A 24,706-nucleotide genomic window follows, 5' to 3' on the forward strand; every position below is an offset into this window, starting at 1 on the left:
AAAATTCCTGCCTGGGATAAGTTATAATATCTACGGTCCCTTTAATCTTGGGGCACGTCGGCTAACTTCGGCTTCTCACTCCGTTCGCCATTCACGGTTCCCGCTCAGGCTCACTGCGGGCTTCGCCACATTCGCTTTGACGTTCGGCTTGTAAACGCTCGCTAAGGCTCGCTCAAGCCTCCGTCAATCCCTGCGCGCACAGGCGCTCGGGAACGCGAACGTCGAGAAGCCTCTTTCGTTAGGCGGCATTGCCCAATTTTCGTTGAGATGAGTTAAATTTTGATGTTTAATCGCCACTCATTTCAATATTTCATTGTTATCTAATATTAAATAAATTTTGAATTTCTCTTTGATTCTTGCATGTAAACTTATATCAATTTTATTTATGACTATTTTGCATTTTTATTGACAACTTATTATAAGCGAAATTCATAAAATAGACGTATAGTTAGATAATATATGTGTGTTTTTATACCTACAATTGATTAATCGACTACACGAAGGAATAATTGCGAATAGGTAGGTTCTTATATGGCAAGATGCACAGCGCCAGTTCAAGGTCATCGCTCAGCAAGTGCAGAGGCCGCATGCCCTGAATGCGGTGGTCGTTCCAGACATCGATACGGTAGTAGTTATGATTCTTATTCGTATTCTTCCTACTCAAGTTCCGGGAGCATTGAGAAAAGTCCGAGTACATCCAGTGGCAGTGGATCAAGTAGCAGTGTAAGACCAAGATGGTCACGAACAGGTTCACACGTTGTTTATTCGCCTGCTGAGGTGCGAGCACTCACACCAGTCCGAGATAGCATTGAAAAACGAGCTTCTTTACCAGACCTCCGAGATGTCTTTCTTTGTCATGCATGGGACGACCGGAAGGGAATTGCTAAGGATTTTAATGACATGCTTGAATCGCATGGTGTCTCCGTTTGGTTTAGTGAAAAGGATGTTCCCCTCGGTACATCGTTGCTCCGTGAAATAGACAAGGGGTTGGCGAAGTCGCGAGTCGGGATTGTGTTAGTAACTCCTGCTTTGCTACGACGCCTAAAAGGAGAGGGGATTGCAGACAAAGAACTTTCTGCACTTCTCGCGCGTGATCTGCTCGTGCCAATTGTACATGAGACGACCTATGATGCCCTTCGTGATGTTAGTCCCTTACTCGGGTCTCGAAGTGGTTTGAGCACTGAAGAAGATTCGATGTCTAACATTGTGGCAAAAGTTGCTGAGCTGGTTTGCGTTTAGCTCAAGCGAAAGTTATTATCTATTTGATCTATTATGCATGGACAATTACATAATTAGATTCTTTACTAAATTTTATAGCGGTTTCTAAAATTTAATCCTAAGAGAGATGGCAACGCCGCCTAACTTCGGCTTCTCACTGCGCTTCGAGATTGCTTCGCAACTCTCGCTTGGCCTTCGGCACATTTGCTTTGTCACTCGGTTTGCAAGACGTTCGCTAAGGCTCACTCAAACCTCGTTCCAATCCCTGCGCGCACAGGCGCTTCGGGAACGCAAACGTCGAGAAGCCTCTTTCGTTAGACGACATTTTACAAATTAATTTGGAGATATCATGGCCTCTGCTAATCAAAGACATAATGCTAGAAGTTTATTCGATTTAAATATACAAAGTGCCGAAGATTGCCTCAATTTAAGTAAAGGATTAAGTGCAGTTAGAACGACTATGAATACGGACTGGCTATTAAGAGCGGCAATTGTATTTATAGTCTCAGCACTTGATACTTATTTTCACGATAAAATAAAATATTCCGTTGGTAATTACACTTTAGCAAAGTTGCCGAATGCTTTGGCTAAATTTCAAGTTTCACTTTCTCAATTAAATGAGTGGCAAAGCGCTGAAAGGAAGGGGAATGTTCTTAGAAATTGGGTGACTGAGTATTATTCTGTCCGACCATTACAAAGCCAAAGTGCAATTGCGGAAGCATTGAAACTTATAGGCATTGAAGGTTTTTGGGACTCGATTGAAAAAGATTCTACAAAGCAAAAAAAGTTGAAGGATGATTTCGGAGCATTAGTAAAAAGACGAAATCAAATTGCTCATGAAGGAGATAGAGAGGCTTCAAGGGGAAGCGGTAAAAAACTACGCAAAATCACTGAAGAGGAGATTCAGAGCTGGATTGATTGGACAAAAAGTTTTATTCATGCTGTCGAGAAGAAACATCCGACTTAAATTTTGTAAAACGTCGTCTAACTTCGGCTTCTCGCGGCGCTTCGGGATTGCTTCGCAACCCTCGCTTGGCCTTCGGCACATTTGCTTTGTCGCTCGGTTTGCGAGACGTTCGCTAAGGCTCACTCAAACCTCGCGCCAATCCCTTCGCGCACAAGCGCTTCGGGAACGCAAACGTCGAGAAGCCTCTTTCGTTAGACGAAATGCCACTAATAAATTTATGAAAATCGAACTACAAAACTATTCTGGAAATTACTCGCACCTTAATGGATCTAAGATATTGACGATAACTTCTTTACGTTTTACGCGAGCTGCGATTACGGTAGGTTACAAAAAAATTAAAGATATTTTTCATGCAGGAATATGACCAATAATACTAAAATATTCGAAATATAAAAGTTACATTCAGATATCAGCAAATGAAATAAAATTTAATAATCATTATTATGACCTAGAAAAAAGCGATAAAGATTCCATTTCATATTTTGCGGGTGAAGTGTTGTCTAAATTATTTGCGGAAGAACATCTGAATGTACCATGGCTAATAAAACCGAAACATCTTGATTCTTCAGTTATTATTCATAATAATGAAAAACTAGACGTTAAGTTTTCCGTTGGGAGTTCTTCTAAGAATGCAGAATTGCCAGATTTTATAGGTCTTGATAAAAATATCGATTGGCATGTTTTAGAGTCTAAGGGAAGAGCGTCCTACGATAAAAATGAGCACCAGCATGCCATCGAACAAGCAAGTACGGTAAGAAAAATTAATAATAAAAAACCAATTACTGCATCTGCGTCATATATTATTCTTAATAAAGATAAATTTGAAGGAAAAATAATTGATCCGGAGCCAAAAGATTCATTTCATATAAATGTTGATGATCAGACGGTAATTCAACACTATTACCATCTATTTCAATATTTCTCTAATCAAAATTATTTTCTGGGTGACCTTTTTAACCGATCATTTAGATTTTTCTTATGGATGATTCCAGACGATGTTTTAATTGGAATAGACGCTAACGTTATAGAAGCTTCTAAGAAAGGAAAAATAGATTACGAATTTATGCAATGGCACTCTGAAAACTCAAATTTAATTGAAGAAAACGATTTAATTTCTATTGGAAAAGATGGAATTGTAGCAATTACAATAAAAGGTTTAGAAAAAGTTAGAATAACAAGCTTAAGTAACATAAGTAATGAAAATTTCCTTTTGCATCCTTATTTATGGCGGCACTTCGTCTAACTTCGACTTCTCGCTCCGTTCGTCACTCACGGTTCCCGCTCGGACTCACTACGGCTTCGCACATTCGCTTTGACGTTCGGCTTGTGATCGCTCACTAAGGTTCGCTCAAGCCTCCGTCAATCCCTTCGCGCACAGGCGCTTCGGGAACGCGAACGTCGAGAAGTCTCTTTCGTTAGGCGAAAGAACCGAGATATCTCTTCAAATTCTATGATTTTAAAAGAACATTCACTTTATCAAAGAATATACGATGAATTTATAAATTCGTTAAAAGAGGATACAAATTTAATAAAGCATATTTCAAAGAAAATTCTGAAAAAGCCTACCAGGGACAGAGAAATATCATTAAAAGAGTATTATTCACAAGAAATCGCGAAGCATTTAATCAACCAATTCACTTTATTTGAAAAAATACAATTTTGTCTAAAAGAAATAAGATCTGAAATTAAAGTTATAAGAGACCTAAAAGATTCATTTCAAAAATTTGAAATATATATTTCTACAATCTACATTTCCATTACTACCCTTCAGGACATTACGATTAAACTTATAAATGCAACAATTTTCACTGGCATAGACGAAAAATATGTTAACCACAAAACCATTGAGGGAAATTTATTCATTGAACATACGAAAATTAATAAACATTTCAAAAAATTTAATCGAAACATTCAAATAATAATTTCGAGAAGAAATCAAATTATCCATGACCACAAATTAGATTTCTTATATGATTTAATAGATCCTACCGTGCTAAGCATGACTAAAATAATGAGTATCTTAGATTCAAAAAGTGAACCTTTCAATAAAATTTATAAACTAACTAAACAAGCAGTTCGCGAAGAACTTAAGAAACTATGCGACTCTATTGAAACTGAAACAAAGGAAATTGAAGAAAGTATTATACCAATTTTGGACGACCTTGAAATATTGTATAAAAGAAAAATAGCTACATTTTAGAAATATAGCCTTTGTCTATTATACTAAAAAATCGGTTCCTTCGCCTAACTTCGGTTTCTCGCTGCGCTTCGACATTCGCGGTTCCCGCTCAGTCTTGCTTGGCCTTCGGCACATTTGCTTTTAAACTCAACTTGCGAGACGTTCGCTAAGGCTCACTCAAGTTGAGTTTAAATCCCTTCGCGCACAGGCGCTCCGGGAGCGCAAACGTCGAGAAACCTACGTCGTTATGCGTAATGTTTGAGACTATAAGATCTAAAATGAACAAAGGAACAGAATATGAACAATTCGTAGCAAAAATTTACAATGCAATCTTACAATCTGAAGACATTGTAAAATCGAAACTTATTGAAATAGAATTAAACAAGAGAATTTTAGATAACTCTGGTATTTTAAGAGAATTTGATATTTACTGGGAATACGAATTAGGAGGTCTAATTTACAAAACAATTATTGAATGTAAAGATTACAATTCAAAAATTCCAATAGAGAAAATAGATGCTTTGGTAGGAAAAATAAGAGATTTTCCCGATATTAAGGCAGTCTTTGCTACCAAAGAAGGTTATCAAAGCGGAGCAGAAACTAAAGCGGCAAAAAACAACATTGAATTATTAATTATCAGAGAACAAAATGACTCAGATTGGCGAGATGAAAATGGAGAGCCATATATAAGATCTTTAATGATTGAGTTAACAACTTTAATGCCTGTGTCAATATTAGACTTCAAGCCAGTTATAGACTTAAAATGGCTTAAGGAAAATACTGAATATGACGAAAAGACAATACCATCAATAGAAGGTTTGAATAATCAAATATTTATAATTGATAACGAAAGAAACGAAACATATTCTTTATTTGACCTTCAATCTAGATTATCAAAAAATGAAAGTGGAGAGTTTTCTGAAACTCTTGAATTTGCAGACGCTTATCTTAAAACACCTATTTATAAGTTCAAAATGGAGTCATATTATATAAAATATCAATCACATAAACCAGTAGTAAATCCAATTGAAATAGATTTTTCAAAAGAACTTTATGGTGTAGTTGAATATTTGAGTAGAAATGATAAAAAAAGAATTTTTAAAAATCAGATCAAAAATCTATAACTCAAACACTACGCATAACTACGTCTCCTCGCTTCGTTCGCGACTCACGGTTTCCGCTCGCGCTCACTACGGTCTTCGACACATTGCTTTGTCACTTCGGTTTGCGGGACGTTCGCTAAGGCTCACTCAAACCTCGTGCCAACCGCATCGCGCACAAGCGCTTGCGGACGCAACGTCGAGGAGACTCTTTCGTTATGCGCCATATTCTGAAATTTATACACATTCAAGGAAAATATGAAAACAGCTAAACTATTACTCTTTCTTTTATTGATATTACCATTGTCAGTTAATTTTGCGGATGATGAAGTGGAGGGAGAGTTAGTGGTTATCAGGCCATCTCAGTTGAGAGAAGAACCTTCTTCTGACTCAAAGTTGATTTTTAATGTATATCCGACATTACTTATTAAAAGTAAGATCGATGAGGTCAATGGTTGGACTAAGGTTAATAGCGGCTTTTGCACATTAAAGAAGGAGCATGAAATATGTAATTCTGCGGAAGGATATATTCCTTCCGATGCTTTGGCTAAGTTTGATCGGAATAAATTTGTTGAGTTGAGACTCCCAATGACAATCAAGTTTACCAATTTCAATTCTAATCCTGAGCTTAAATATGTTTTAGAAAAGGACGGGTCATTCTATCATTTTGATCCAATTTGCGGTGGGGGAACTGGAAAATGTGGGAAGAGCAAACTTTTTAGGATTCATAATATAATTTGGGGGAAGCCACTTGCGAGTGATTATATTTATAAGTTTTTTATAAATGAAAAAGGGCAAATTTGTGCTCCTTACCCAGGAAAGGATCACAATTACCCATGCAGCCAAGAATCAATTCGATAGTAGAAACAGAATACGGCGCATAACTTCGACTTCTCGCTCCGTTCGCCATTCACGGTTCCCGCTCAGGCTCACTTCGGGCTTCGCCACATTGCTTTGTCGCTACGGTTTGCGAGACGGCGCTAAGGCGCCTCAAACCTTGCGTCAACCGCGTCGCGCACAAGCGCTTGCGGACGCAACGTCGAGAAGTCTCTTTCGTTATGCGCCATAACAAAAATGAACTTTTGTAGAAGAATATTTACAAAGAAAAAAGACAAAAAAGAGAGAAAAGCTCAGGGATCTTTTTTTGAAGATATTGATGAAGTCAAAAAGATAAAATTTGATTACGTTGTTTCTCGAATAAGTGCTCATACTAAGTCAGATCTCCTTGTTGAGCCTACGGGCTATTATGACTTAGATTGGTTTATTCAAAGTAGAAAATCAGAATTTTATGAGGTGGTTTTTCAATTCTACTTACCAGAAAAAAAAATCACATTAAACATGCCCAAGGGTAATCTTTCTTATAGACCAGTATCATATTTATTGCCGATGGATTCTTTAGTTTATCTCGCAGTTACTGAAAAGCTAATTTATTATACCAAAAATAAGTTTTCAAAGTATGTTTACAGCAACATTATAAACGATTTTTCTAAAAAGGACGTTTTTGCGGAACCGGTGAGAAATTGGCTACGTATGAGGGATGCAATAAGAACTAATTATAAAAAGTATTCATTAGATAAATATTATTCCTCAGATATTTCTGGGTATTTCGAGAATATAAAAATTACCTATCTATTGAAGAAATCAAAGTTTTATATTGGAAAACGAGAAACCGGTTATACGAAGTATTTGAAAAAATTATTAGAAACTTGGCACTATGCTGATTCACAAGGATTAATTCAGCCACACCCGGCATCCTCAATTCTTGGGAAAATATATCTATCACCTGTAGACTCTTATTTCAGTTATTTAGGTAAAAAATACTGTCGCTATGTTGATGAATTCCATATTCAGACCAGCAATTTGAATGAAATGTTAGATATTACGATTAATCTTAATGAGCAATTGCGTGAGTTGGGGTTAAACCTAAATTCTAAGAAGACAATTTTCAAAATGGGCGATGAAATTTGGGAAGAAATTAATGAGAATCAAGATTTCTTCTCTGCGGTCGATTATGCGCAAAGAATTGAGAGAGATTATGAACTCGCTGAAGAAATTGTTGAATTAAAATTTCGAGGAATTACTGAAAACGAAAGAGCTTTCGATTCTAAAATTTTTCGATATTGCTTACGGAGATACGCTAAACAGAAAAATCCTCGAGCAATTGAGTTTATTTTAAATCATTTCCAAAAGCACCTGGATTCAACCGTTGATATGGTTCGTTATTTAGGACTATTTGTAAATAGCTATCGTCATAGTAAAAAAATATCAAAATTTATACATAATTATCTCACTAACCCTTCTGTAAATATCTATAAATGGGTTGAAGTTTGGCTTTTAAGTTTACTCTATGAATTTAATAGAAAAATTTATATTCATCCTGAAGTTATTAAAACCATATTAGTAAAATCGTCCTCAGAAGAATTAAGTAGAGCAATTTGCTACATGATTATGGGGAAATTATTGGAAGATCATGATCTCTTGATTTGTATAGATCAATTTAAAAGAGAAAACTCGATAATTGTAAAGAGATCACTATTATGCTGTATTTCCCGATTAACTACGACTGCAAAAGAAAGTGTTTTGAAAAGTGTAAAAAAGAAAAATCTGAATTTATATATTTTGAAAGAGTATTTAGCGAATAAAACCTTCGACTTTAAGAAGCATTCAATTATCTATTAAAGAGATTTGTTACGGCGCATAACTTCGTCTTCTCGCTCCGTTCGCCACTCGCTGTTCCCGCTCGGACTCACTCCGGCCTCCGGCACATTGCTTTGTCACTTCGGTTCGCGAGACGTTCGCTACGGCTCACTCGAACCTCGTGCCAACTCCGTCGCGCACAGGCGCTCGGAGACGCAACGTCGAGAAGCCTCTTTCGTTATGCGCCATGACCTTAATGATAACGGTTTAAGAAAATTATATGGATATTGAAAGTAGGGAAAATTGGTCTCTATTGAGATATAACTATTATTCGGCTGGAAGAAATGAAATGTTGTTAGGCAATTACGCCGCAGCCGGAATTCTTCTTGGATATGCGATTGAAACTTCGTTCAAACATGCACTAATTGAAGCGGGTTTTCAAGATTTAGCTATATTAAAAAAACATGAGCCTCAACTTCTATATGCTACTTGTAAGAAAGAAGGGATTCTGAATGGAATTGAATCATCAGATGATTTGTTAGAATATATAAATGATCATTTAAAACCCAGATACCCTATACTTCAACGACAAGTCAGTGAAGATATTATTTCAAAAAATAGAATTAATATTATTGGCCCACTTCTTTTATCATGGTATGACGATTTAATGTATGAAATTGATACTTGGATATTATCTTATACTAAAGATAGTCTCTCTTCTTGTTTTTTTCGAGGATCCGGTGAAGTTAAATCTCTTAAAGGTAAGCTTTTCTTTCACGCAAATTATCATGCCTGTCATCAAATCGATAATTACATTGTTATGAGAAAAAATCACAAAGGCGAAAATTCAGAAGTTATTGACGAATTGGAAAAAGGTGTCGAAAATCTTTGGTCACAAGTTACTGGAATAATTCCTGCTCAAGATTTTAGAAATGTAAAGTACTATCGAAACTTTTCCAAACGTTTTCATTATGCCAAATGGTCTTCTGAAGAAAAGCCAAGGATTGTTATTAGGACTTGGAATTGTGTTATGATTAATCTTTTACCTTGGGAATTGGATATTCCAAGTAGATGAAAATAAGGTCACAGCGCATAACTTCGGCTTCTCGCGGCGCTTCGGGATTGCTTCGCAACCCTCGCTTGGCCTTCGGCACATTTGCTTTGTCGCTCGGTTTGCGAGACGTTCGCTAAGGCTCACTCAAACCTCGCGCCAATCCCTTCGCGCACAAGCGCTTCGGGAACGCAAACGTCGAGAAGCCTCTTTCGTTAGGCGAAATGTTCGGTCAATCTTATATTAAATAGATAAATTCATTGAGTCAGAATCGAGTATCAATAATTTTAGTAGGGGTAAATGCATATAGGCATATCCCAAGGCTAACTGGTCCAGAACAGGATGTCGATAATTTTGCAAAAATATTAACTGAGGATACAAGGCTTTCAATATATTCAACAACGGTGATTCGTAAAATTATTAATCCAAGTTCAGCAGACTTAAGACTCGCAATTTCTGACTATGCACTTTCGAGATCAGCAATAAATGATATTTTGGTTTTTTATTTTTCCGGTCATGGCGTAACAATTGGTAATCGGGAATTTGGTTTATGTACAATAGATACAAATGTTAACAGGGAAACCAATCTTGCTCTCCCAAGTACACTTGTAAGATTTCGAGATATTATTGAAACTTTGTCCGTTGCGAAGGTTGATCCAGTTTTTATTATTGATGCTTGTTACAGTGGTTTGGCTGGTGAAAATTTACTTCGTACTTATCAGGAGCTTAAAAAGGATATTCAGGCTGAGACTGGGAGCGCTTACGCGCTCTTATGCTCTTCTACAAAATATGAATCTACACCAGATGGAAGGTTTGGTGGTCCTTTCTTAAATCAAATAAAGAAAACGATAGAATCACGGAACTTTGGTACTAAAAGTAAGAAAAAGCCAAAGTTAATGATAAAGGACTTATTTCCGGCATTACGGGCAGCAATTGAATCTTCAGATGATATCACTCCGCTCTTGTTCATTGGTGATACCTTGCCAGATTTTCCAATTGCAAAAAACATTTATTATAAACCAAATGAAGTAAGTATTCAAAGTAGTCATAAAGAAGTTCTTTTACTGCTTTGGAACAACGGTAATGTAAAAGAGATCTCAATGAGTGAATTGTCAGCAATCAGCTCATCGGTCTATACAACTTATAATAAACTTAGTTATAAGCCCGCTTGGGGACTTATAGAGGACGTTAGCCAAAATATTAGGAAGTTGTCTGAAAAAGGGATTCAATTTATGAATGGAGAAATAACAATTCCACTGACTATTCAGAAAAATTATGAAAACGGAGATTGGGAACCAGCGTCTGGAGCAATTTTTGTGAATGCAAGCGATCTGTTACAACAGCAGGGATTTTTGTTTCCAAACTTACCAACCGAACACTTCGCCTAACTTCGGCTTCTCACTGCGCTTCGAGATCGCTCCGCGACTCTCGCTTGGCCTTCGGCACATTTGCTTTGTCACTCGGTTTGCGAGCCGTTCGCTAAGGCTCACTCAAACCTCGTTCCAATCCCTGCGCGCACAGGCGCTTCGGGAACGCAAACGTCGAGAAGCCTCTTTCGTTAGGCGTAATAGCAATTAAGGTATCCTTAGAAATTAGATACGGAGAAAAAAAATGGCCAGAAAAGTTTTTTACAGTTTTCACTACAAACCGGATAACTGGAGGGTTTCTCAAATTCGAAATATTGGTGCGATAGAAGGCAATCAGCCTGCTAAAGATAATGATTGGGAAACGATTACTAAGGCAGGAGAAAAGGAAATTCAAAAATGGATAGATGACCAATTATATGGTAGATCTTGTACGATTGTCTTGATAGGAGCTAATACGTCCGGAAGAAAATGGATAAATTATGAGATTAAAAAAACTTGGGATAGTAATAAGGGTATATTAGGAATTTATATTCATAATTTAAAAGATTCATCTGGAGAAAAAAGTAATCAAGGAACGAATCCTTTTGCCGGTTTTACAATCAATGAAGGAAAGACTGACTTATCCTCCGTTGTGAAAGCATATAACCCACCTCATTCAGATAGCAAAGAAGTTTACAACTATATAAGCGACAACAAATCTGATTGGATAGATGAAGCGATAAAAATAAGAAATGCCAACTAAGAAAAAAAACAAAATCTCAGAAGAGGCAATTCAAGCACATTTAACTTTGTTGCAATCGATAATTCAAAGAATGGCAACAAATAGTTCTTCGTCTAAAGCTTGGTGTATTGCGATTGTTTCAGCAATGTTGGTTATTGTTGGTGAAAAAAGTCAGACAAACTACTTGTTCATCACATATATTCCGACATTGCTTTTCTTCTCTCTAGATTCATACTATTTGGCCCTTGAGCGAAGCTTTAGAAACTCATATAACGAGTTTATAGATAAATTACATGAAAGAAAAATTAGACCGTCCGATTTGTATGTTATAGCTCCTAAAGGGAATTTCTTTAATGAGCTATGTAAATCACTTATTTCATTTTCAATTTGGCCTTTCTATGGAACTTTATTGGGTATGGCATTCTTTGCTAAATATTTACTATAGAGAGCAAATTGCTACTACGCCTAACTGCGGCTTCTCGCGGCGCTTCGAGATTGCTACGCAACTCTCGCTTGGCCTTCGGCACATTTGCTTTGTCACTTGGCTTGCAAGACGTTCGCTAAGGCTCACTCAAGCCTTCGTGCCAATCCTTTCGCGCGTTTAGCGCGCTTCAGGATCGCAAACGTCGAGAAGCCTACGTCGTTAGCCGCCATTTGCCCGGGGGATGACGGAAAAAGGCGCGGGGACGAAGCGGGGCAAGGGGAAATTCCGGATTTGTTCTTCTCTACTAGACTAACTTGATTCTAATCCAGAAATTAAGAAAGTAGTGTTATGGCTTTTCTGTATTGGTCTTTCCTGCCAGGAGAAACTTTAAAGTTCAAAAGTTACTAATTCTGTAATCAATGTTTCTTGAGCCCCCAGCAGTCCCCGCGATGCAGTTTGATATTGATTGGGCAAACAGCGGCTAACTAAAGCTTGCCGCTTCGTTCGTCACTCACGGTTCCCGTTCGGACTCACTTCGGTCTTCGACACATCGCTTCGCGAACTTGGCTAAGTAGTAAAAGAAGATATTTTCAGAAATAGAAGTTCGCGACCCTTTCGCGCGCAGGCGCTCCGGGACGCGACGTCGTCAAGCTTCTGTCGTTAGGCGAAAGTGGCTAAATAAATTGTAATCATTAAAAATGGAGATTTTATATGGACAATATAAGCTTTAATGACTGGGTATTGAAGAATTTCAAAAAAACAAGACTTCTATTGATAAGTCTTGTTCCGGTAATAATGTTTTTCATCGATATAGCTCGCCAGTTATTGCCATCGGATCTAAAAAATTCTACGAGCCAGTTATCGGCAATTCACAAGATATTTATTGAAAATTCTCATATTTTCCAATATAGTTTAAATATTTTACTTATACTGGTTTTGCTTCTTATCATTGCATTCAGAATTCCGAATGTCAGTGTTCGATATCCAAATTCAGCAGAAAGAGTTAAGATATTTTGGTTTCTTTGGTTATCGCTGTGGCTTGCGTGGCTTAGTTTATTTATTCTTCATTTTTCAGTTACTAACGGAACTGGGGACCTTTATAAAGAATTAGATAGGTTAAAGAGTTTCAGTGAGTTGAAACATAGGTCGGAAATATTTGTTTGGTTAAACTTTGGGAATAATGCTTCAACCTTGATTTTTGGAATATGTTATCTTCTACTTCATTCTAAAAGTAAATATTTTCCAGCTTTCATTATTCTCTTTTCGATATCTTTGATTAGCGTGGCAGCAATTGAATATAAATTAGAAAGTATATCAATAGAAGGTAATAAATTTGAAGAGTATAAAAATTACGTGCAAATTTTCTATAGTATATCAAAGAATTCTTGTGCTGTTGCAATGATTCTATTTGCAGGTAGATTGGAAAGCAGGGTAATGGGTGCCCCTTTACCTTTAGTTTTTATATTTTACCTATATGGCGCCAGTCAGTTTTTATCGTACGATTTCGTTATAATATTCTTGATCGGAAAAATTAGTTATTTTCTCTTTTTTGATTGGCTATTTTCTACGGGAAGATTGCAATTTTTCTTTGAGATTACACCAAAAATTGAGAATACTTTAATAGAAGAAAGGAACTCTTTTTTAAAAAGTCATTCATAAGAAAATAAATGGCCACCTTCGCCTAACTTCGACTTCTCGCGGCGCTTCGGGATTGCTTTCGCAACCCTCGCTTGGCCTTTGGCACATTTGCTTTGTCAGTCGGCTTGTGATCGTTCGCTAAGGCTCACTCAAGCCTCGCGCCAATTCTTCCGCGCGTTTAGCGCGCTCCAGAAACGCAAACGTCGAGAAGCCTCTTTCGTTAGACGCCATCAATTAATTATGACTAAGATATATATCGCACTATTATATTTATGCTCGATGAACCTGTTCTCTAAGGAATTGACTTTATATTTACCAGAATCATCAAATGATCCAGAAGAGCTTAGACTAAGAACATTTTATGATGAAAGAAATAGAATCGGGTTACTATTTTACGAAATAGAAAGTTTAGAAGATCAAGAAAAGATCTATAAAACTTTGGAGAAAGTGGAATATTTAAGAGTGAGTGATCTTTCTAAGGAATTTGCAAAATATTCTCTGAATCAGGTTTGGAAGGCACTCGCAAGTGGTAGAGGCAAAAAATTTATCGAAGTATTCAATATTGATTTTTTAATGATAATCATGAAAAGTAATGAAAGATCAGAAAAATATAATATCACGAATATGTTCAATGTCCGACTTGTTGATCTATCTAAAAACACAGTCAAGCTACTGTTAACCGCTTGTGCAAAATGTAATACAATTGAAGGGAAAGCAGCGAATATTAAACAACGTTTAGTTCCTAAGAAATTAAAAACCTCTGTTGAATTATTAGCAGACGATGAAAGTTTTGATATAAGAACTGAGCTACTCGAAATCTTAGATTGTTTGGAAAAATTTACGTGTAATTTAGAATTTGCTTATTCAAAGTGGGGGAAATTAGATTCTGAAACGATCAAATGTCAGAGTGCTTTATATAATTTAGCTATTTATTGGAAAATTCAAGGTGATAATATCAAATCTGTTTTATATTTTCGAAGAGCTATTCAGATAAACTATAAAAATAATGAACTCATTAAACGAATTGCACGTCAGACTTTTCCGGATGAGTTTAATTGACGGCGTCTAACTTCGATTTCTCGCGTCGCTTCGACATTCGCGGTTCCCGCTCAGTCTCGCTTGGCCTCCGGCACATTTGCTTTGTCACTCGGTTTGCAAGACGCGACTAAGGTCGCTCAAACCTCGTGCCAATCCCTTCGCGCACAAGCGCTCCGGGAACGCAAACGTCGAGAAACCTACGTCGTTAGGCGCCATATCAATCAATATGAAATCTGAATTTACAGAATTTACCTATGGATACTCAATTACTGAGGAGTTTGTAACGGATCCCGTCGGGGGCCTTAATGGTTTGCCAATATTTCCTAATTTAAGACAAGAGGCAATGCTCGGATATGATGTAAAATTAACTGGAGCAAAGAGTATTAAATTTATACAATTCAAATTGTCGGAATACTTTAAAAGTTCGAAATCTAAAGAATGGTCGCTTTTCAATTCTCCTTACTTTAGAATGCATATTACAGCAAGTTCTTCATCCTTGCAACATGAGAAATTACAAGAGTTAGAAAGAAAATTAGGTCCGATCGTTTTTTATACAACTCCTCTATTTAACTCACTAAATGAATTAAGAACCTACTACAATAATAATGAAGTTCGACAGAATTCTTTATTTATTCGGCCTTCTCAGATACAAATCCCTGATAACAAAGCTCATTATATTGTATTTAATAGAATCTCAGGTCCAATTTATTGTTGTTCAAAGGACCCGAAAATTTTGAAAGAATGGATCGGTTACGAGAGCTTGTCCGAATTATTTAGGGAGAGCTTATCTGGAATAATATACGATGCTATCAGTTTACGCAGCATTAGCGAGGTGTTAAAAGAGTTAGCTAGAAAGAAAAAGTCGGTAACATTTGATACTTATGATCAATTTTTAGAATCCCGAAAAACCAGGATAAATAACTATTTAATAGGTAATAACATTTCTCTGCCTGACTACAGTTTCAGTAAAGAAAAGAGTGAATACATCGCTGAGCTGGACAAAATTGCTTTTATTGCTAGAACCGAATTTGATTTGATTCCAATTCTATTCTAACAGAATTGATACGGCGTCTAACTTCGGCTTCTCACTGCGCTTCGAGATTGCTTCGCAACTCTCGCTTGGCCTTCGGCACATTCGCTTTGTAACTCGGTTCGCGAGCCGCGACTAAGGTCGCTCGAACCTCGTTCCAATTCTTCCGCGCGTTTAGCGCGCTCCAGAACCGCGAACGTCGAGAAGCCTCTTTCGTTATCTGCCATGCCGCGCCCCTCATTAAGACGCCAGCCGTCCTTGGCTGGCGATGTTTATTAATATAAGTTGGTAACCTAAAATGAGAAACATCGTTATTGATTCTTCAAAATTTAATTATTCGCCTACAAAAATTAAGAGAACGTTAAGAGTAAATGATTTTTATAGATTTCAATTAAGACAAAATAAAATCGACCAATTAACCACTCAAATTTCAGAACATTTCAGTGAAAAATTCGGAGAGGTAAGGCCTTTCGCTATTGGTAGTTTTAAAAATAAAAAAATATTCATGCCTAAAAAAATATACGATCTGCTAACGCTTAGAAGAACTTCAGATATTATTAAATCAGTATGTCACATTTCAACATTTAGTCGGGAGGATGAAGTCGTTCAATTGCAAGCTGTAATCAGGGGGGAGATGAAATGTTGTATCATTAAAACTGATATTTCAAACTTCTTTGAGTCAGTAGATTTTACAAGTGCGATAGATAAATTGGTGGAAAAAGGTTTCAATAACCATTCTTCTTTGGCCCATCTAAACAATTTAAGCAAAGTGTTAAAAGCGCTCAACTTTAATGGATTACCGAGAGGTCTTGCGCTAAGTTCTATTCTCGCGGAAGTCTATCTCGAAGAGTTTGATAGAAACCTTCGATTAAATAGGGAGGTGCTATATTATTCTCGATATGTAGATGATATAGTCATTGTAACGAATTCCGATCCGCAACTCATATTAGGATTTATTCAAAGAGCTTTGCCAGGTAGACTTTTACTAAATAAAAAGAAAACAAGATATTATATTAAAGGTCGAAAAGAGAAATTTGATTTTCTCGGGTATTCAATTTCTTTAGAGAATGATCATGCAATTGGAATTGCTCATAAAAAAATAAGTAAAACAAAAAAGCGCATAATTCTGTCGATTAAAGATTATATCAGAAATAATGATCCCTATTTATTGATTGATAGGATCAGGTTTCTGACCGGCAATACAGAAATGAAAATGCATAATCGGTATAAAAAAATAACGGTTGGGTTTAAGTTTCAATACCGGATATGCGATTCTAAGTTGCTAAAAAGTGAACTTCAAAATTTAGATAACTTTTTTTATTCTGTTCTCACTTCTAAAAACTATAAAATCTCCGCTGCTTTAAAAAAGCGAATTGGTCCAAAGGCCTTTTTAAAATTGAAAACTTTATCTTTCACTGGTGCTTATAACAATAATATTATTCATTTTCGCACGAGTAGTAAAATCTCTTTAATACGGAAAGCTTGGAAATATGCTTAAGAACAAAATTAATAGGAGTATCTACGAAAGGTGTTTACTAACAGAAGTTGTTCCGTTTGAAACTCCTATGCTTTTTTCTAATTGGGGTGCATTCAATTTTGTTAGGAACCTTAAGAATAAGTCACCACATGATTTTATAAATAAATTATTTTGTGATAAAGGTTATTCTGTACCATATAGATTTAGAATTAAAAAGGATAATTCGGAGTTTCGGTCTTTGCATCTTATTCATCCGAAAATGTCAGAAAGAATTATTACGCTATATCAAGATTTTCAATTACAAATTATAAAAGAGTGTTCGAAAAGTCTCTATTCATTGCGGGCGCCTTCCCGAATTGCAAAGTATTTTACTATATCGAAAAGTAATAACGGAGAATCCGTTGGCCGTTATGTTGAGGAATTAGATGCAGATAGCCCTTATATATCGTCTTACTTTGTTTATAAATACTTTTCACATTTACACAAATACTTCGAATCCGAATTTTTTACATCTCTTGAAAAACGATTCAAAAATTTAATGTACCAAGATGTTTCTAAATGTTTTCCAAGTCTATACACGCATTCCATTTCTTGGGCACTACGCGGAAAAGTTGAAAGTAAAAGTATCGCATTCAAAGGAAAAAGTCTTCCTTCGCTTGGTGTCTTATTTGATGAAATAATGCAAGATTGTAATTTTAAAGAGACTAACGGAATAGTTATTGGTCCTGAGATTTCTAGATTATTCGCGGAAATTGTTATGCAAAGTATTGACGAGAAAATTGATTTAAGCATGAGAGAATCTGGATTTAAGTATGGAACTGACTATGTATGCGTAAGGTATATAGATGATTACTATTTATTTTATAATAATAATGCGGTTGCGGAGAAGTTTTCTTTATATATCTCAGAGGAGCTGGAAGTATTCAAATTATACTTAAATACAGCAAAAACCAAAGTTACTAGTCGACCTTTTATTACCCAAATTAGCAGGGTAAAAATAAAATTATCTTACTTTATGGATGACTTGGAAAAAAGAATTAGTACTGCCAAGAGTAACATTTCTAGTGAACGTGAATTGAATAAAATACGAGATATCACTTTCGATTTAGGTGATGAATCACATACAATATCTAATTTCTTATTGTCTTCAATAAAAAAGAAAATGATTCGTATGAGTAAAATGAAAATATCTGAAGAAATACGAATGTCGGCTCTGCTCGTGTTCATCGAAATGGCATTTCACAGAGTAAGATTCGATACGAGGGTTTCATCTGTTTATAGGATCGCCGAGATAATTTTAGAATCTATATCCTTAATAGATTCAATGTCGTCATCATATCAGCGCCAAGTTAAAGATAAGATTTCTTCTGAGATTAAAGAATGTTTATTTTTTGCAATTGAGAATGATTCAATTCAAGAAGCTCTAAATTTATTAATTGCATACTCAAAGTTGTCATTCGAATATAGTTTTTCTGAGAAAGATCTTCTTAAAATAGCGAATGGTATTAAAAGATCCCATCCAGAAGATATTAAATATAGAAAGCGTTTGTCATATTATGAGATAGTAACAATTTTGTATTATATTAAGGATAATCAACTATATAACAAAATTAGAAAATTGCTCCTGGCAACTGCTTTTTTTATTATTAGAAGCAACTCTATTTTAATATACGCTGAGTCAGCGTATATTTTTTTTGATTTACTTTCCTGTCCTTATTTAACTGCAAATGAAAAGAATAAATTATTTAAAATGGCATTGGACGGGAGCGAGCAGAAAGTTGTAAAAAATAGAAGGAAATCTATCATTGATTTTGTATCAAAGGACACTTGGTTTTTTAACTGGAATAAAGATAAAGATTTGCATTCAATATTAAAGAAAAAAGAATATAATGAGCCATATTAGAATATAAAGGGGTGTCTTTAGAACCTAAAAAGGTTTACTACCATTGTTTCGTCGATGGAAAAGGGCAAACGCGAGTTTGCACACACCGAAAAGACACCCCTTTATATTCTAATGTATTCTAATCTGCTTGTCATGGTTCTTGCATTGAGGGTCGGCAGGAACCACGCAGCCCGAACGCGTTGCGATCGGGACGCTAAACCAAATCGTTCAATCTTTCTTTTTTAGCCCTCGTTAAAACTGCTTCGCAGATTTTACGAGGGCAGATTTGTACGATTTCATAAAGCATTACTTCGAAAAAACGGAATAGAAATACTCAGGAGGTTTATTATAAAGTCTAAATAATCTACAAAAGTCTTCGATCAATAATCGATGCTCACCCGATTCAATCTTCGATATATAACTTTGATGCCTACCGAGTTTCTTGGCAACTTGAGCCTGAGTTAAATTAGCTTCAATCCTCGCCGTTCTAAGCCGATCAAAGAAAGCTTTCTGTTGTTCTTTAGATATTTTCCTTATATTCGAGTTTGTTCGTTTTCCGAAAGACTTTTGGATTTTGGTTTCAAATTTTTTAATTAAAAAATGGAAATCCTTAAAGAACATGTGACGCACGGTATACTGCGTTCACTTTTTGTCAACAATGCCGCATTATACCGTGCGTGGAATTAGAAGAATTTTTACAAAAAGTCGGAAAAAATATTCAGAAAGTACGTAAAGACAAGGGATTTACTCAGGAAAGTATGGATGAAGGGGATTATGCTATTCCTGTTAGAACATTGCAAGATATTGAAGCTGGACGAGCCAATTTTACTGCAAGTTCAATCTTTAAACTTTCTAAGCAATTGAAAGTAAAACCAAAAGATCTTTTAGATATTTAAGAAATTAAAATTACTATTATTAATCGTCTCCGCCGTCCTTGGCGTCGCCGATTAGGATTCGGGGCGACGGCACAGCAGATAACTTCGACTTCTCGCTTCGTTCGTCACTCACGGTTCCCGCTCGGACTCACTTCGGGCTTCGCCACATTGCTTTGTCACTTCGGTTCGCGAGACGCGACTAAGGTCGCTCGAACCTCGTGCCAACCGCGTCGCGCACAGGCGCTTGCGGACGCAACGTCGAGAAGCCTCTTTCGTTAGGCGACATTGCGCAAGATAAGACTTTCTACTACTCTTATGTTAATTACTGGAAAAGAAGATATCTGTAACCTTTTTAATATTTTCCATGATGGTGGAATAGAAAACTTAAATATTGCTAATAAAGTTTTAAGTATGGATATAGAAATTAGCTATTTAGCAGAGCTAATAAATACTAATTTTAGTAAATTTTCTTTAAAGATACAAAATGCTGATAATATACATTTTCGCGTTTGGGCGAAAAACACATCTGAAATCTTAAAAAGAGTTAACGATACGAAAGAATTAGCAACTCTTGATCTGGAAATATTAAGCTCTACAGTCGAAAACAATCTTATTAAAATATACTGCATTCAATTTAATCCAGAATTCTCATATTCTGAAGGCGACCTGTGTTTCAATGCAGATACAGTTTGCGTTATGGATGAAAATAATAAAACTTATTCCATTACAGAACTTGCTAAGCTTGCTGACCATTATTGGGAAAACTGGTCCAAAAGCATTGAAAAATAAATCAAATTAATGCGCAACGTCGCCTAACTTCGGCTTCTCGCGGCGCTTCGAGATTGCTTCGCAACTCTCGCTTGGCCTTCGGCACATTTGCTTTTTAATTCGGTTTGCAAGACGTTCGCTAAGGCTCACTCAAACCGAATTAAAATCCTTTCGCGCGTTTATCGCGCTCCAGGAACGCAAACGTCGAGAAGCCTCTTTCGTTATGCGTAATTGTCGCAATATTTTTTAGAAGTAAAATCTAATGGAAAATAAAACTCAAAGACAATTTCCTTTTGCGCTAATCGATTTAGCGGTAGTGGTCCTATCAATATATGTTTTACTTACATTGTTGATCAGCTCTTTCGTAAAAATGGATTCAGAGTTAGAAAAGCTATTAAATCTGATCGATAATTTAATTTGTGTTTTTTTTATTTTTGAATTTTTTTATAAATTATTCACTGCCGAAAGCAAACTTACTTATTTAAAGTGGGGTTGGATAGACTTGTTATCAAGTATCCCGACATTAGATTATTTTAGAGCAGGGCGGTTGTTTCGATTAATTCGTCTTATCCGAATTCTTAGGGCATTACGATCAACTAAGCATTTAATTAACTTTATATTTAAAAATAAAGCTCAAGGAACATTTTCATCGGTCGCATTGATTGCATTTATAATAATCATCTTTTCATCAATTGCAATTCTACAGGTAGAGAATGATCCGAGTAGCAATATTAAAACAGCCGAAGACGCATTGTGGTGGTCATATACAACGGTTACCACTGTTGGTTACGGAGATAAATTTCCCGTTACAGGTGAAGGAAGACTAATTGCTACGATTTTAATGACGGCAGGTGTTGGGTTATTTGGAACTTTTACGGGTTTTGTCGCTTCTTGGTTTCTATCGATTAAACCAGAAGAAAAAAATGAAGCATAATAAAATTAGCTTATTAGGTTTATATACGACAACTACGCATAACTTCGGCTTCTCGCTCCGTTCGTCACTCGCGGTTCCTGCTCGGACTCACTACGGGCTTCGCCACATTGCTTTGTCACTTCGGTTCGCAAGACGCGTCTAAGGACGCTCGAACCTCGTGCCAACTCCGTCGCGCACAGGCGCTCGGAGACGCAACGTCGAGAAGCCTCTTTCGTTAGACGAAAGCGCAATTTTATTAAACGGATTACAAAAAGGAAAACCAATGGAAAATAACTTAGAAAATGATGAATTCGATAAATTATTAGAAGAAGAGGAGTATCATCCTCCGGTTAGTGAAAGTGAAAGTCGAGCGATTTCATATAATATTTCAAATTCAGTGGAAGTCCTGATTAATAAGATAAATAATCAAGAGATAGATTTATCTCCAGAATTTCAAAGAGATTTCGTTTGGGATAGAAAGAGAGCAAGTTTCTTTATTGATTCTTTAATTATTGGTTTGCCAATTCCAAGTATTTTTTTAGGGAAAAGAAAAGAAGAAGAAAGTTTTTTTGTTATCGATGGTCAGCAAAGATTAAAGACAATAATATCATTCTTCAAAGAAGAATATAACTCTGGAAAATCAAAGGTAAAATTTAAGCTTATTGGTTTGGATAAAAAGGAATGGAACAATTTTTCTTATAGTGAACTTCCTGAAATTGTTAAAAGAAAATTTCGTAATGCAATAGTAAATACGACAATTATTGAGAATATTGATAAAGATCCGATAATCGTGAATGACATTTTTCATCGCCTGAATACCGGTGGAATGCCATTGAATGATCAAGAAATTAGAAATTGCATTTACAGAGGAGAATTTAATAAATTCCTAATAGAGTTGAATCAAAATGAAGAATGGCGTAAGCTTCTTGGAAAAATTGCTCCGAGTAAAAGATTTTTGGATTTAGAATTAATTCTTAGATTCGCTGCTTTGCATTTTAATTACGATAACTATAAAGAGCCGATGCGTAATTATTTAAATATTTATATGGAAGAAAGTTCTGTAAATTTTAAAAAATATAAAGAATTAAAAGAAATATTCGATAAAACGGTTCATATAATCTATTCAAATGTTGGGCCAGACGCCTTTAAAATAAATAAATATTTTAACAGAGCGGTTTGCGATGCTGTTTTAATTGGAACTTCATTTAATATAAAAAAGGGAACTTTAACTTCGAATCTTAAGGGAGCGCATAAAAAATTGCTAAAAGAAAAGTCTTTCTTTCTTTATGTCTCAGAGAGTACGACATCAAGTTCGAATGTACGTGGTAGAATTGAGTTGGCAAAGAAAAATTTTAGCACAGAAGTCTGATGAATTCTCCCGATTTATTAACACTCAAAACGGAAATTGACGGAACGATCACTTCTATTGACAACTTTAAAGCTCAGACCCACGCCCACATCAAAATTCAAAGCCTTTTAAACATTGTTATATATGCACGCGCTTCTCGATTCTTAGAAGCAAGTGTAAAACATATAATATATAATTTGTCTATCATAAAAGGATCTGACGAAAATGAGTTAAAGGAAATCATATCTAAATTAAAAGGCCATAATAATCCTGAATATTCTAATATAGTTCAAATATTTAAAGATATTCTTAATTACGACATTGCTACCGGGAAATCCATTGGCGCTTATGCTGACCGCGATATATCATTTTTAAATGAGATTGTAAGAAATCGACATCGCAATGTGCATGCCTCTGAAGATTCGACGAGTTGGTACAATGCAAATCAAAAGGACTTGAATGATTTCAAAAGAGAATATGAAGGTATATTGAATATAATTAAATATCTTGATTCAATAAGATGGGACGATCAGACTGCAAGATTTGTTCCTTGATAATCTAAGTAATTGCGCCTTCGTCTAACTTCGGCTTCTCGCGTCGCTTCGGGATTGCTATCGCAACCCTCGCTTGGCCTTCGGCACATTTGCTTTGTCACTCGGCTTGCGAGACGCGACTAAGGTCGCTCAAGCCTCGTTCCAATTCTTCCGCGCGTTTAGCGCGCTCCAGAACCGCAAACGTCGAGAAGCCTCTTTCGTTAGCCGCCATTTGCCCGGGGGATGACGGAAAAAGGCGCGGGGACGAAGCGGGGCAAGGGGAAATTCCGGATTTGTTCTTCTCTACTAGACACACTTGATTCTAATCCAGAAATTAAGAAAGAAGTGTTATTGCTTTTCTGTATTGGTCTTTCCTTCCAGGAAAAACTTTAAAGTTTAAAAGTTACTATTTCTGTAATCAATGTTTCTTGGGCCCCCAGCAGTCCCCGCGATGCAATTTGATATTGATTGGGCAAACAGCGGCTAACTAAGGCTTGCCGCTTCGTTCGCCACTCACGGAATCCGTTCGGGACTCACTTCGGTCTTCGACACATCGCTTCGCGAACTTAACTAAGTAGTAAAAGAAGAGATTTGCAGAAGTAGAAGTTCGCGACCCTTTCGCGCAAAGGCGCTTCCGGGACGCGACGTCGGCAAGCTTCTGTCGTTATGCGACATTTTGAAAAATTTCAAAAAAATCATTAATTTTCTTAACTGTTTCCTGAAGAGGAAATAGCATGAGATTATGAATCAGTTTTTAACTAAAATTTCCGAAATATACAATCAATCGAAATCGAAAATTAAGCCTGCCTGGAATTGGGAGAAAATAAAGAATATATACGAACAAGAATCTGAATTGTTTGAGAATATTTTTAAAAGATCGAGTTTAAACCGCTATAGTTTTCAGGAAGATCTTTTGATTAATAGCTTGTGGATCGCTTCGAATATCACTGACAGTTATCTTCAACGTCCAAATTGTTATTACTGCGGATTTTTGCTTAAGCGAACGGACTACTTTAACGGCAACGTTCATATTGATCATTTTAATCCGATAAGTAAGGTAGGGGCACACTTTGCTGGAAATATAATTCCCACATGCAAAGATTGCAATTTGCTCAAATCAAATTTATCAGATGATGAACTTTTAAGAATTTTTCGAACTCCGGAGAAATTCTTTTCTGAAAAATACATCAAGTCAACTGAAACTAAAAAAGAAAAGTTAAAAGACTTCTCGGCCCTGTTCTTTCAGAGATCAAGTGGAGGAGAGGAGTATCGCAAGACTTTTAATATTTCAATTTATGATCAGAGAAAACATCAAGATGATATGAAAGCGAATTATTGCAAGAAATGGCATCGGAATTAATTCAAAACGTCGCATAACTGCGGCTTCTCGCGGCGCTTCGGGATTGCTATCGCAACCCTCGCTTGGCCTTCAGCACATTTGCTTTGTCACTCGGCTTGCAAGACGTTCGCTAAGGCTCACTCAAGCCTCGTGACAATCCTTCCGCGCGTTTAGCGCGCTCCAGGATCGCAAACGTCGAGA

24 protein-coding genes are annotated in these 24,706 nt (G+C 36.3%); 23 read left to right on the forward strand and 1 reads right to left on the reverse strand.

Features of this window, described 5'->3' with window-relative positions:
- Nucleotides 1-574: 574 nt before the first annotated feature.
- The 17 genes from JWG45_RS22470 (at nt 575) to drt3b (ending at nt 18,750) form a co-directional block, all read left to right on the forward strand.
- Nucleotides 575-727: a hypothetical protein gene (locus JWG45_RS22470; RefSeq protein WP_232380498.1), complete on the forward strand. Its 153-nt coding sequence runs from the start codon at nt 575-577 to the stop codon at nt 725-727.
- 50 nt (nt 728-777) lie between these two features.
- Complete coding sequence (locus JWG45_RS22395) at nt 778-1,239, forward strand: toll/interleukin-1 receptor domain-containing protein (protein WP_332476229.1); 462 nt, start codon at nt 778-780, stop codon at nt 1,237-1,239.
- A gap of 328 nt (nt 1,240-1,567) precedes the next feature.
- Entirely contained in the window at nt 1,568-2,185 is a 618-nt protein-coding gene (locus JWG45_RS03490; RefSeq protein WP_205278401.1) for a HEPN domain-containing protein, read from the forward strand.
- 496 nt (nt 2,186-2,681) lie between these two features.
- A complete protein-coding gene (locus tag JWG45_RS03495; protein WP_205278402.1) occupies nt 2,682-3,428 on the forward strand; it encodes a hypothetical protein in 747 nt (248 codons plus the stop codon).
- A gap of 207 nt (nt 3,429-3,635) precedes the next feature.
- Complete coding sequence (locus JWG45_RS03500; RefSeq protein ID WP_205278403.1) at nt 3,636-4,385, forward strand: hypothetical protein; 750 nt, start codon at nt 3,636-3,638, stop codon at nt 4,383-4,385.
- Nucleotides 4,386-4,642: 257 nt separating this feature from the next.
- Entirely contained in the window at nt 4,643-5,488 is an 846-nt protein-coding gene (locus JWG45_RS03505) for a restriction endonuclease (protein ID WP_205278404.1), read from the forward strand.
- A gap of 234 nt (nt 5,489-5,722) precedes the next feature.
- Nucleotides 5,723-6,325, forward strand: coding sequence for a hypothetical protein (locus JWG45_RS03510; protein ID WP_205278405.1), 603 nt, complete (start codon nt 5,723-5,725; stop codon nt 6,323-6,325).
- Between the two features lie 213 nt (nt 6,326-6,538).
- A complete protein-coding gene (locus JWG45_RS03515; RefSeq protein ID WP_205278406.1) occupies nt 6,539-8,143 on the forward strand; it encodes an RNA-directed DNA polymerase in 1,605 nt (534 codons plus the stop codon).
- A gap of 238 nt (nt 8,144-8,381) precedes the next feature.
- Nucleotides 8,382-9,176: a hypothetical protein gene (locus JWG45_RS03520; RefSeq protein WP_205278407.1), complete on the forward strand. Its 795-nt coding sequence runs from the start codon at nt 8,382-8,384 to the stop codon at nt 9,174-9,176.
- 236 nt (nt 9,177-9,412) lie between these two features.
- Nucleotides 9,413-10,540, forward strand: coding sequence for a caspase family protein (locus JWG45_RS03525; protein WP_205278408.1), 1,128 nt, complete (start codon nt 9,413-9,415; stop codon nt 10,538-10,540).
- Nucleotides 10,541-10,763: 223 nt separating this feature from the next.
- On the forward strand, nt 10,764-11,261 hold the full coding sequence (locus tag JWG45_RS03530) for a TIR domain-containing protein (RefSeq protein WP_205278409.1): 498 nt from the start codon (nt 10,764-10,766) through the stop codon (nt 11,259-11,261).
- Nucleotides 11,251-11,685: a hypothetical protein gene (locus JWG45_RS03535; protein WP_205278410.1), complete on the forward strand. Its 435-nt coding sequence runs from the start codon at nt 11,251-11,253 to the stop codon at nt 11,683-11,685. The genes JWG45_RS03530 and JWG45_RS03535 overlap by 11 nt, the downstream gene beginning before the upstream one ends.
- Before the next feature lie 690 nt (nt 11,686-12,375).
- Nucleotides 12,376-13,323 carry a hypothetical protein gene (locus JWG45_RS03540; RefSeq protein ID WP_205278411.1) on the forward strand — a complete coding sequence of 316 codons (948 nt, stop codon included), beginning with the start codon at nt 12,376-12,378 and terminating at the stop codon, nt 13,321-13,323.
- A gap of 279 nt (nt 13,324-13,602) precedes the next feature.
- Entirely contained in the window at nt 13,603-14,361 is a 759-nt protein-coding gene (locus tag JWG45_RS03545; protein WP_232380500.1) for a transposase, read from the forward strand.
- Nucleotides 14,362-14,566: 205 nt separating this feature from the next.
- A complete protein-coding gene (locus tag JWG45_RS03550; RefSeq protein WP_205278413.1) occupies nt 14,567-15,394 on the forward strand; it encodes a hypothetical protein in 828 nt (275 codons plus the stop codon).
- Between the two features lie 274 nt (nt 15,395-15,668).
- Nucleotides 15,669-16,868 carry an antiviral reverse transcriptase Drt3a gene (gene drt3a / locus JWG45_RS03555; protein WP_205278414.1) on the forward strand — a complete coding sequence of 400 codons (1,200 nt, stop codon included), beginning with the start codon at nt 15,669-15,671 and terminating at the stop codon, nt 16,866-16,868.
- Nucleotides 16,861-18,750, forward strand: a complete 1,890-nt coding sequence (drt3b, locus tag JWG45_RS03560) for an antiviral reverse transcriptase Drt3b (RefSeq protein ID WP_205278415.1) — start codon at nt 16,861-16,863, stop codon at nt 18,748-18,750. The genes drt3a and drt3b overlap by 8 nt, the downstream gene beginning before the upstream one ends.
- A gap of 285 nt (nt 18,751-19,035) precedes the next feature.
- Here drt3b and JWG45_RS03565 read toward each other — a convergent pair whose 3' ends face one another.
- Entirely contained in the window at nt 19,036-19,350 is a 315-nt protein-coding gene (locus JWG45_RS03565) for a helix-turn-helix domain-containing protein (protein ID WP_205278416.1), read from the reverse strand.
- 56 nt (nt 19,351-19,406) lie between these two features.
- Between JWG45_RS03565 and JWG45_RS03570 the strand changes: the two genes are divergently transcribed.
- The 6 genes from JWG45_RS03570 to JWG45_RS03595 all read left to right on the forward strand — a co-directional run bounded on the left by JWG45_RS03570 (nt 19,407) and on the right by JWG45_RS03595 (nt 24,526).
- A complete protein-coding gene (locus tag JWG45_RS03570; RefSeq protein WP_205278417.1) occupies nt 19,407-19,625 on the forward strand; it encodes a helix-turn-helix domain-containing protein in 219 nt (72 codons plus the stop codon).
- A 294-nt stretch (nt 19,626-19,919) separates the two neighbouring features.
- Nucleotides 19,920-20,393, forward strand: a complete 474-nt coding sequence (locus JWG45_RS03575) for a hypothetical protein (RefSeq protein WP_205278418.1) — start codon at nt 19,920-19,922, stop codon at nt 20,391-20,393.
- A gap of 241 nt (nt 20,394-20,634) precedes the next feature.
- Entirely contained in the window at nt 20,635-21,306 is a 672-nt protein-coding gene (locus tag JWG45_RS03580) for a potassium channel family protein (protein ID WP_205278419.1), read from the forward strand.
- Between the two features lie 262 nt (nt 21,307-21,568).
- Nucleotides 21,569-22,654 carry a DUF262 domain-containing protein gene (locus JWG45_RS03585; protein WP_205278420.1) on the forward strand — a complete coding sequence of 362 codons (1,086 nt, stop codon included), beginning with the start codon at nt 21,569-21,571 and terminating at the stop codon, nt 22,652-22,654.
- A complete protein-coding gene (locus tag JWG45_RS03590) occupies nt 22,654-23,187 on the forward strand; it encodes a hypothetical protein (RefSeq protein WP_205278421.1) in 534 nt (177 codons plus the stop codon). Before JWG45_RS03585 ends, JWG45_RS03590 begins: the two co-directional genes overlap by 1 nt.
- 721 nt (nt 23,188-23,908) lie before the next feature.
- Nucleotides 23,909-24,526 (forward strand): HNH endonuclease, encoded by a 618-nt coding sequence (locus JWG45_RS03595; protein ID WP_205278422.1) that lies wholly within the window; start codon nt 23,909-23,911, stop codon nt 24,524-24,526.
- Nucleotides 24,527-24,706: the final 180 nt, after the last annotated feature.

The organism is Leptospira ainlahdjerensis (assembly GCF_016919175.1).
Taxonomy (GTDB): Bacteria; Spirochaetota; Leptospiria; order Leptospirales; family Leptospiraceae; genus Leptospira; species Leptospira ainlahdjerensis.

Coding starts and splice junctions, on each gene's coding strand:
- JWG45_RS03595 (WP_205278422.1), top strand. CDS start 23,909: ATGAATCAGTTTTTAACTAAAATTTCCGAAATATACAATCAATCGAAA.
- JWG45_RS03565 (WP_205278416.1), bottom strand. CDS start 19,350: ATGTTCTTTAAGGATTTCCATTTTTTAATTAAAAAATTTGAAACCAAA.
- JWG45_RS03585 (WP_205278420.1), top strand. CDS start 21,569: ATGGAAAATAACTTAGAAAATGATGAATTCGATAAATTATTAGAAGAA.
- drt3a (WP_205278414.1), top strand. CDS start 15,669: ATGAGAAACATCGTTATTGATTCTTCAAAATTTAATTATTCGCCTACA.
- JWG45_RS03510 (WP_205278405.1), top strand. CDS start 5,723: ATGAAAACAGCTAAACTATTACTCTTTCTTTTATTGATATTACCATTG.
- JWG45_RS03580 (WP_205278419.1), top strand. CDS start 20,635: ATGGAAAATAAAACTCAAAGACAATTTCCTTTTGCGCTAATCGATTTA.
- JWG45_RS03500 (WP_205278403.1), top strand. CDS start 3,636: ATGATTTTAAAAGAACATTCACTTTATCAAAGAATATACGATGAATTT.
- JWG45_RS03590 (WP_205278421.1), top strand. CDS start 22,654: ATGAATTCTCCCGATTTATTAACACTCAAAACGGAAATTGACGGAACG.
- JWG45_RS03515 (WP_205278406.1), top strand. CDS start 6,539: ATGAACTTTTGTAGAAGAATATTTACAAAGAAAAAAGACAAAAAAGAG.
- drt3b (WP_205278415.1), top strand. CDS start 16,861: ATGCTTAAGAACAAAATTAATAGGAGTATCTACGAAAGGTGTTTACTA.
- JWG45_RS03530 (WP_205278409.1), top strand. CDS start 10,764: ATGGCCAGAAAAGTTTTTTACAGTTTTCACTACAAACCGGATAACTGG.
- JWG45_RS03505 (WP_205278404.1), top strand. CDS start 4,643: ATGAACAAAGGAACAGAATATGAACAATTCGTAGCAAAAATTTACAAT.
- JWG45_RS03490 (WP_205278401.1), top strand. CDS start 1,568: ATGGCCTCTGCTAATCAAAGACATAATGCTAGAAGTTTATTCGATTTA.
- JWG45_RS03550 (WP_205278413.1), top strand. CDS start 14,567: ATGAAATCTGAATTTACAGAATTTACCTATGGATACTCAATTACTGAG.
- JWG45_RS03540 (WP_205278411.1), top strand. CDS start 12,376: ATGGACAATATAAGCTTTAATGACTGGGTATTGAAGAATTTCAAAAAA.
- JWG45_RS03535 (WP_205278410.1), top strand. CDS start 11,251: ATGCCAACTAAGAAAAAAAACAAAATCTCAGAAGAGGCAATTCAAGCA.
- JWG45_RS03575 (WP_205278418.1), top strand. CDS start 19,920: ATGTTAATTACTGGAAAAGAAGATATCTGTAACCTTTTTAATATTTTC.
- JWG45_RS03520 (WP_205278407.1), top strand. CDS start 8,382: ATGGATATTGAAAGTAGGGAAAATTGGTCTCTATTGAGATATAACTAT.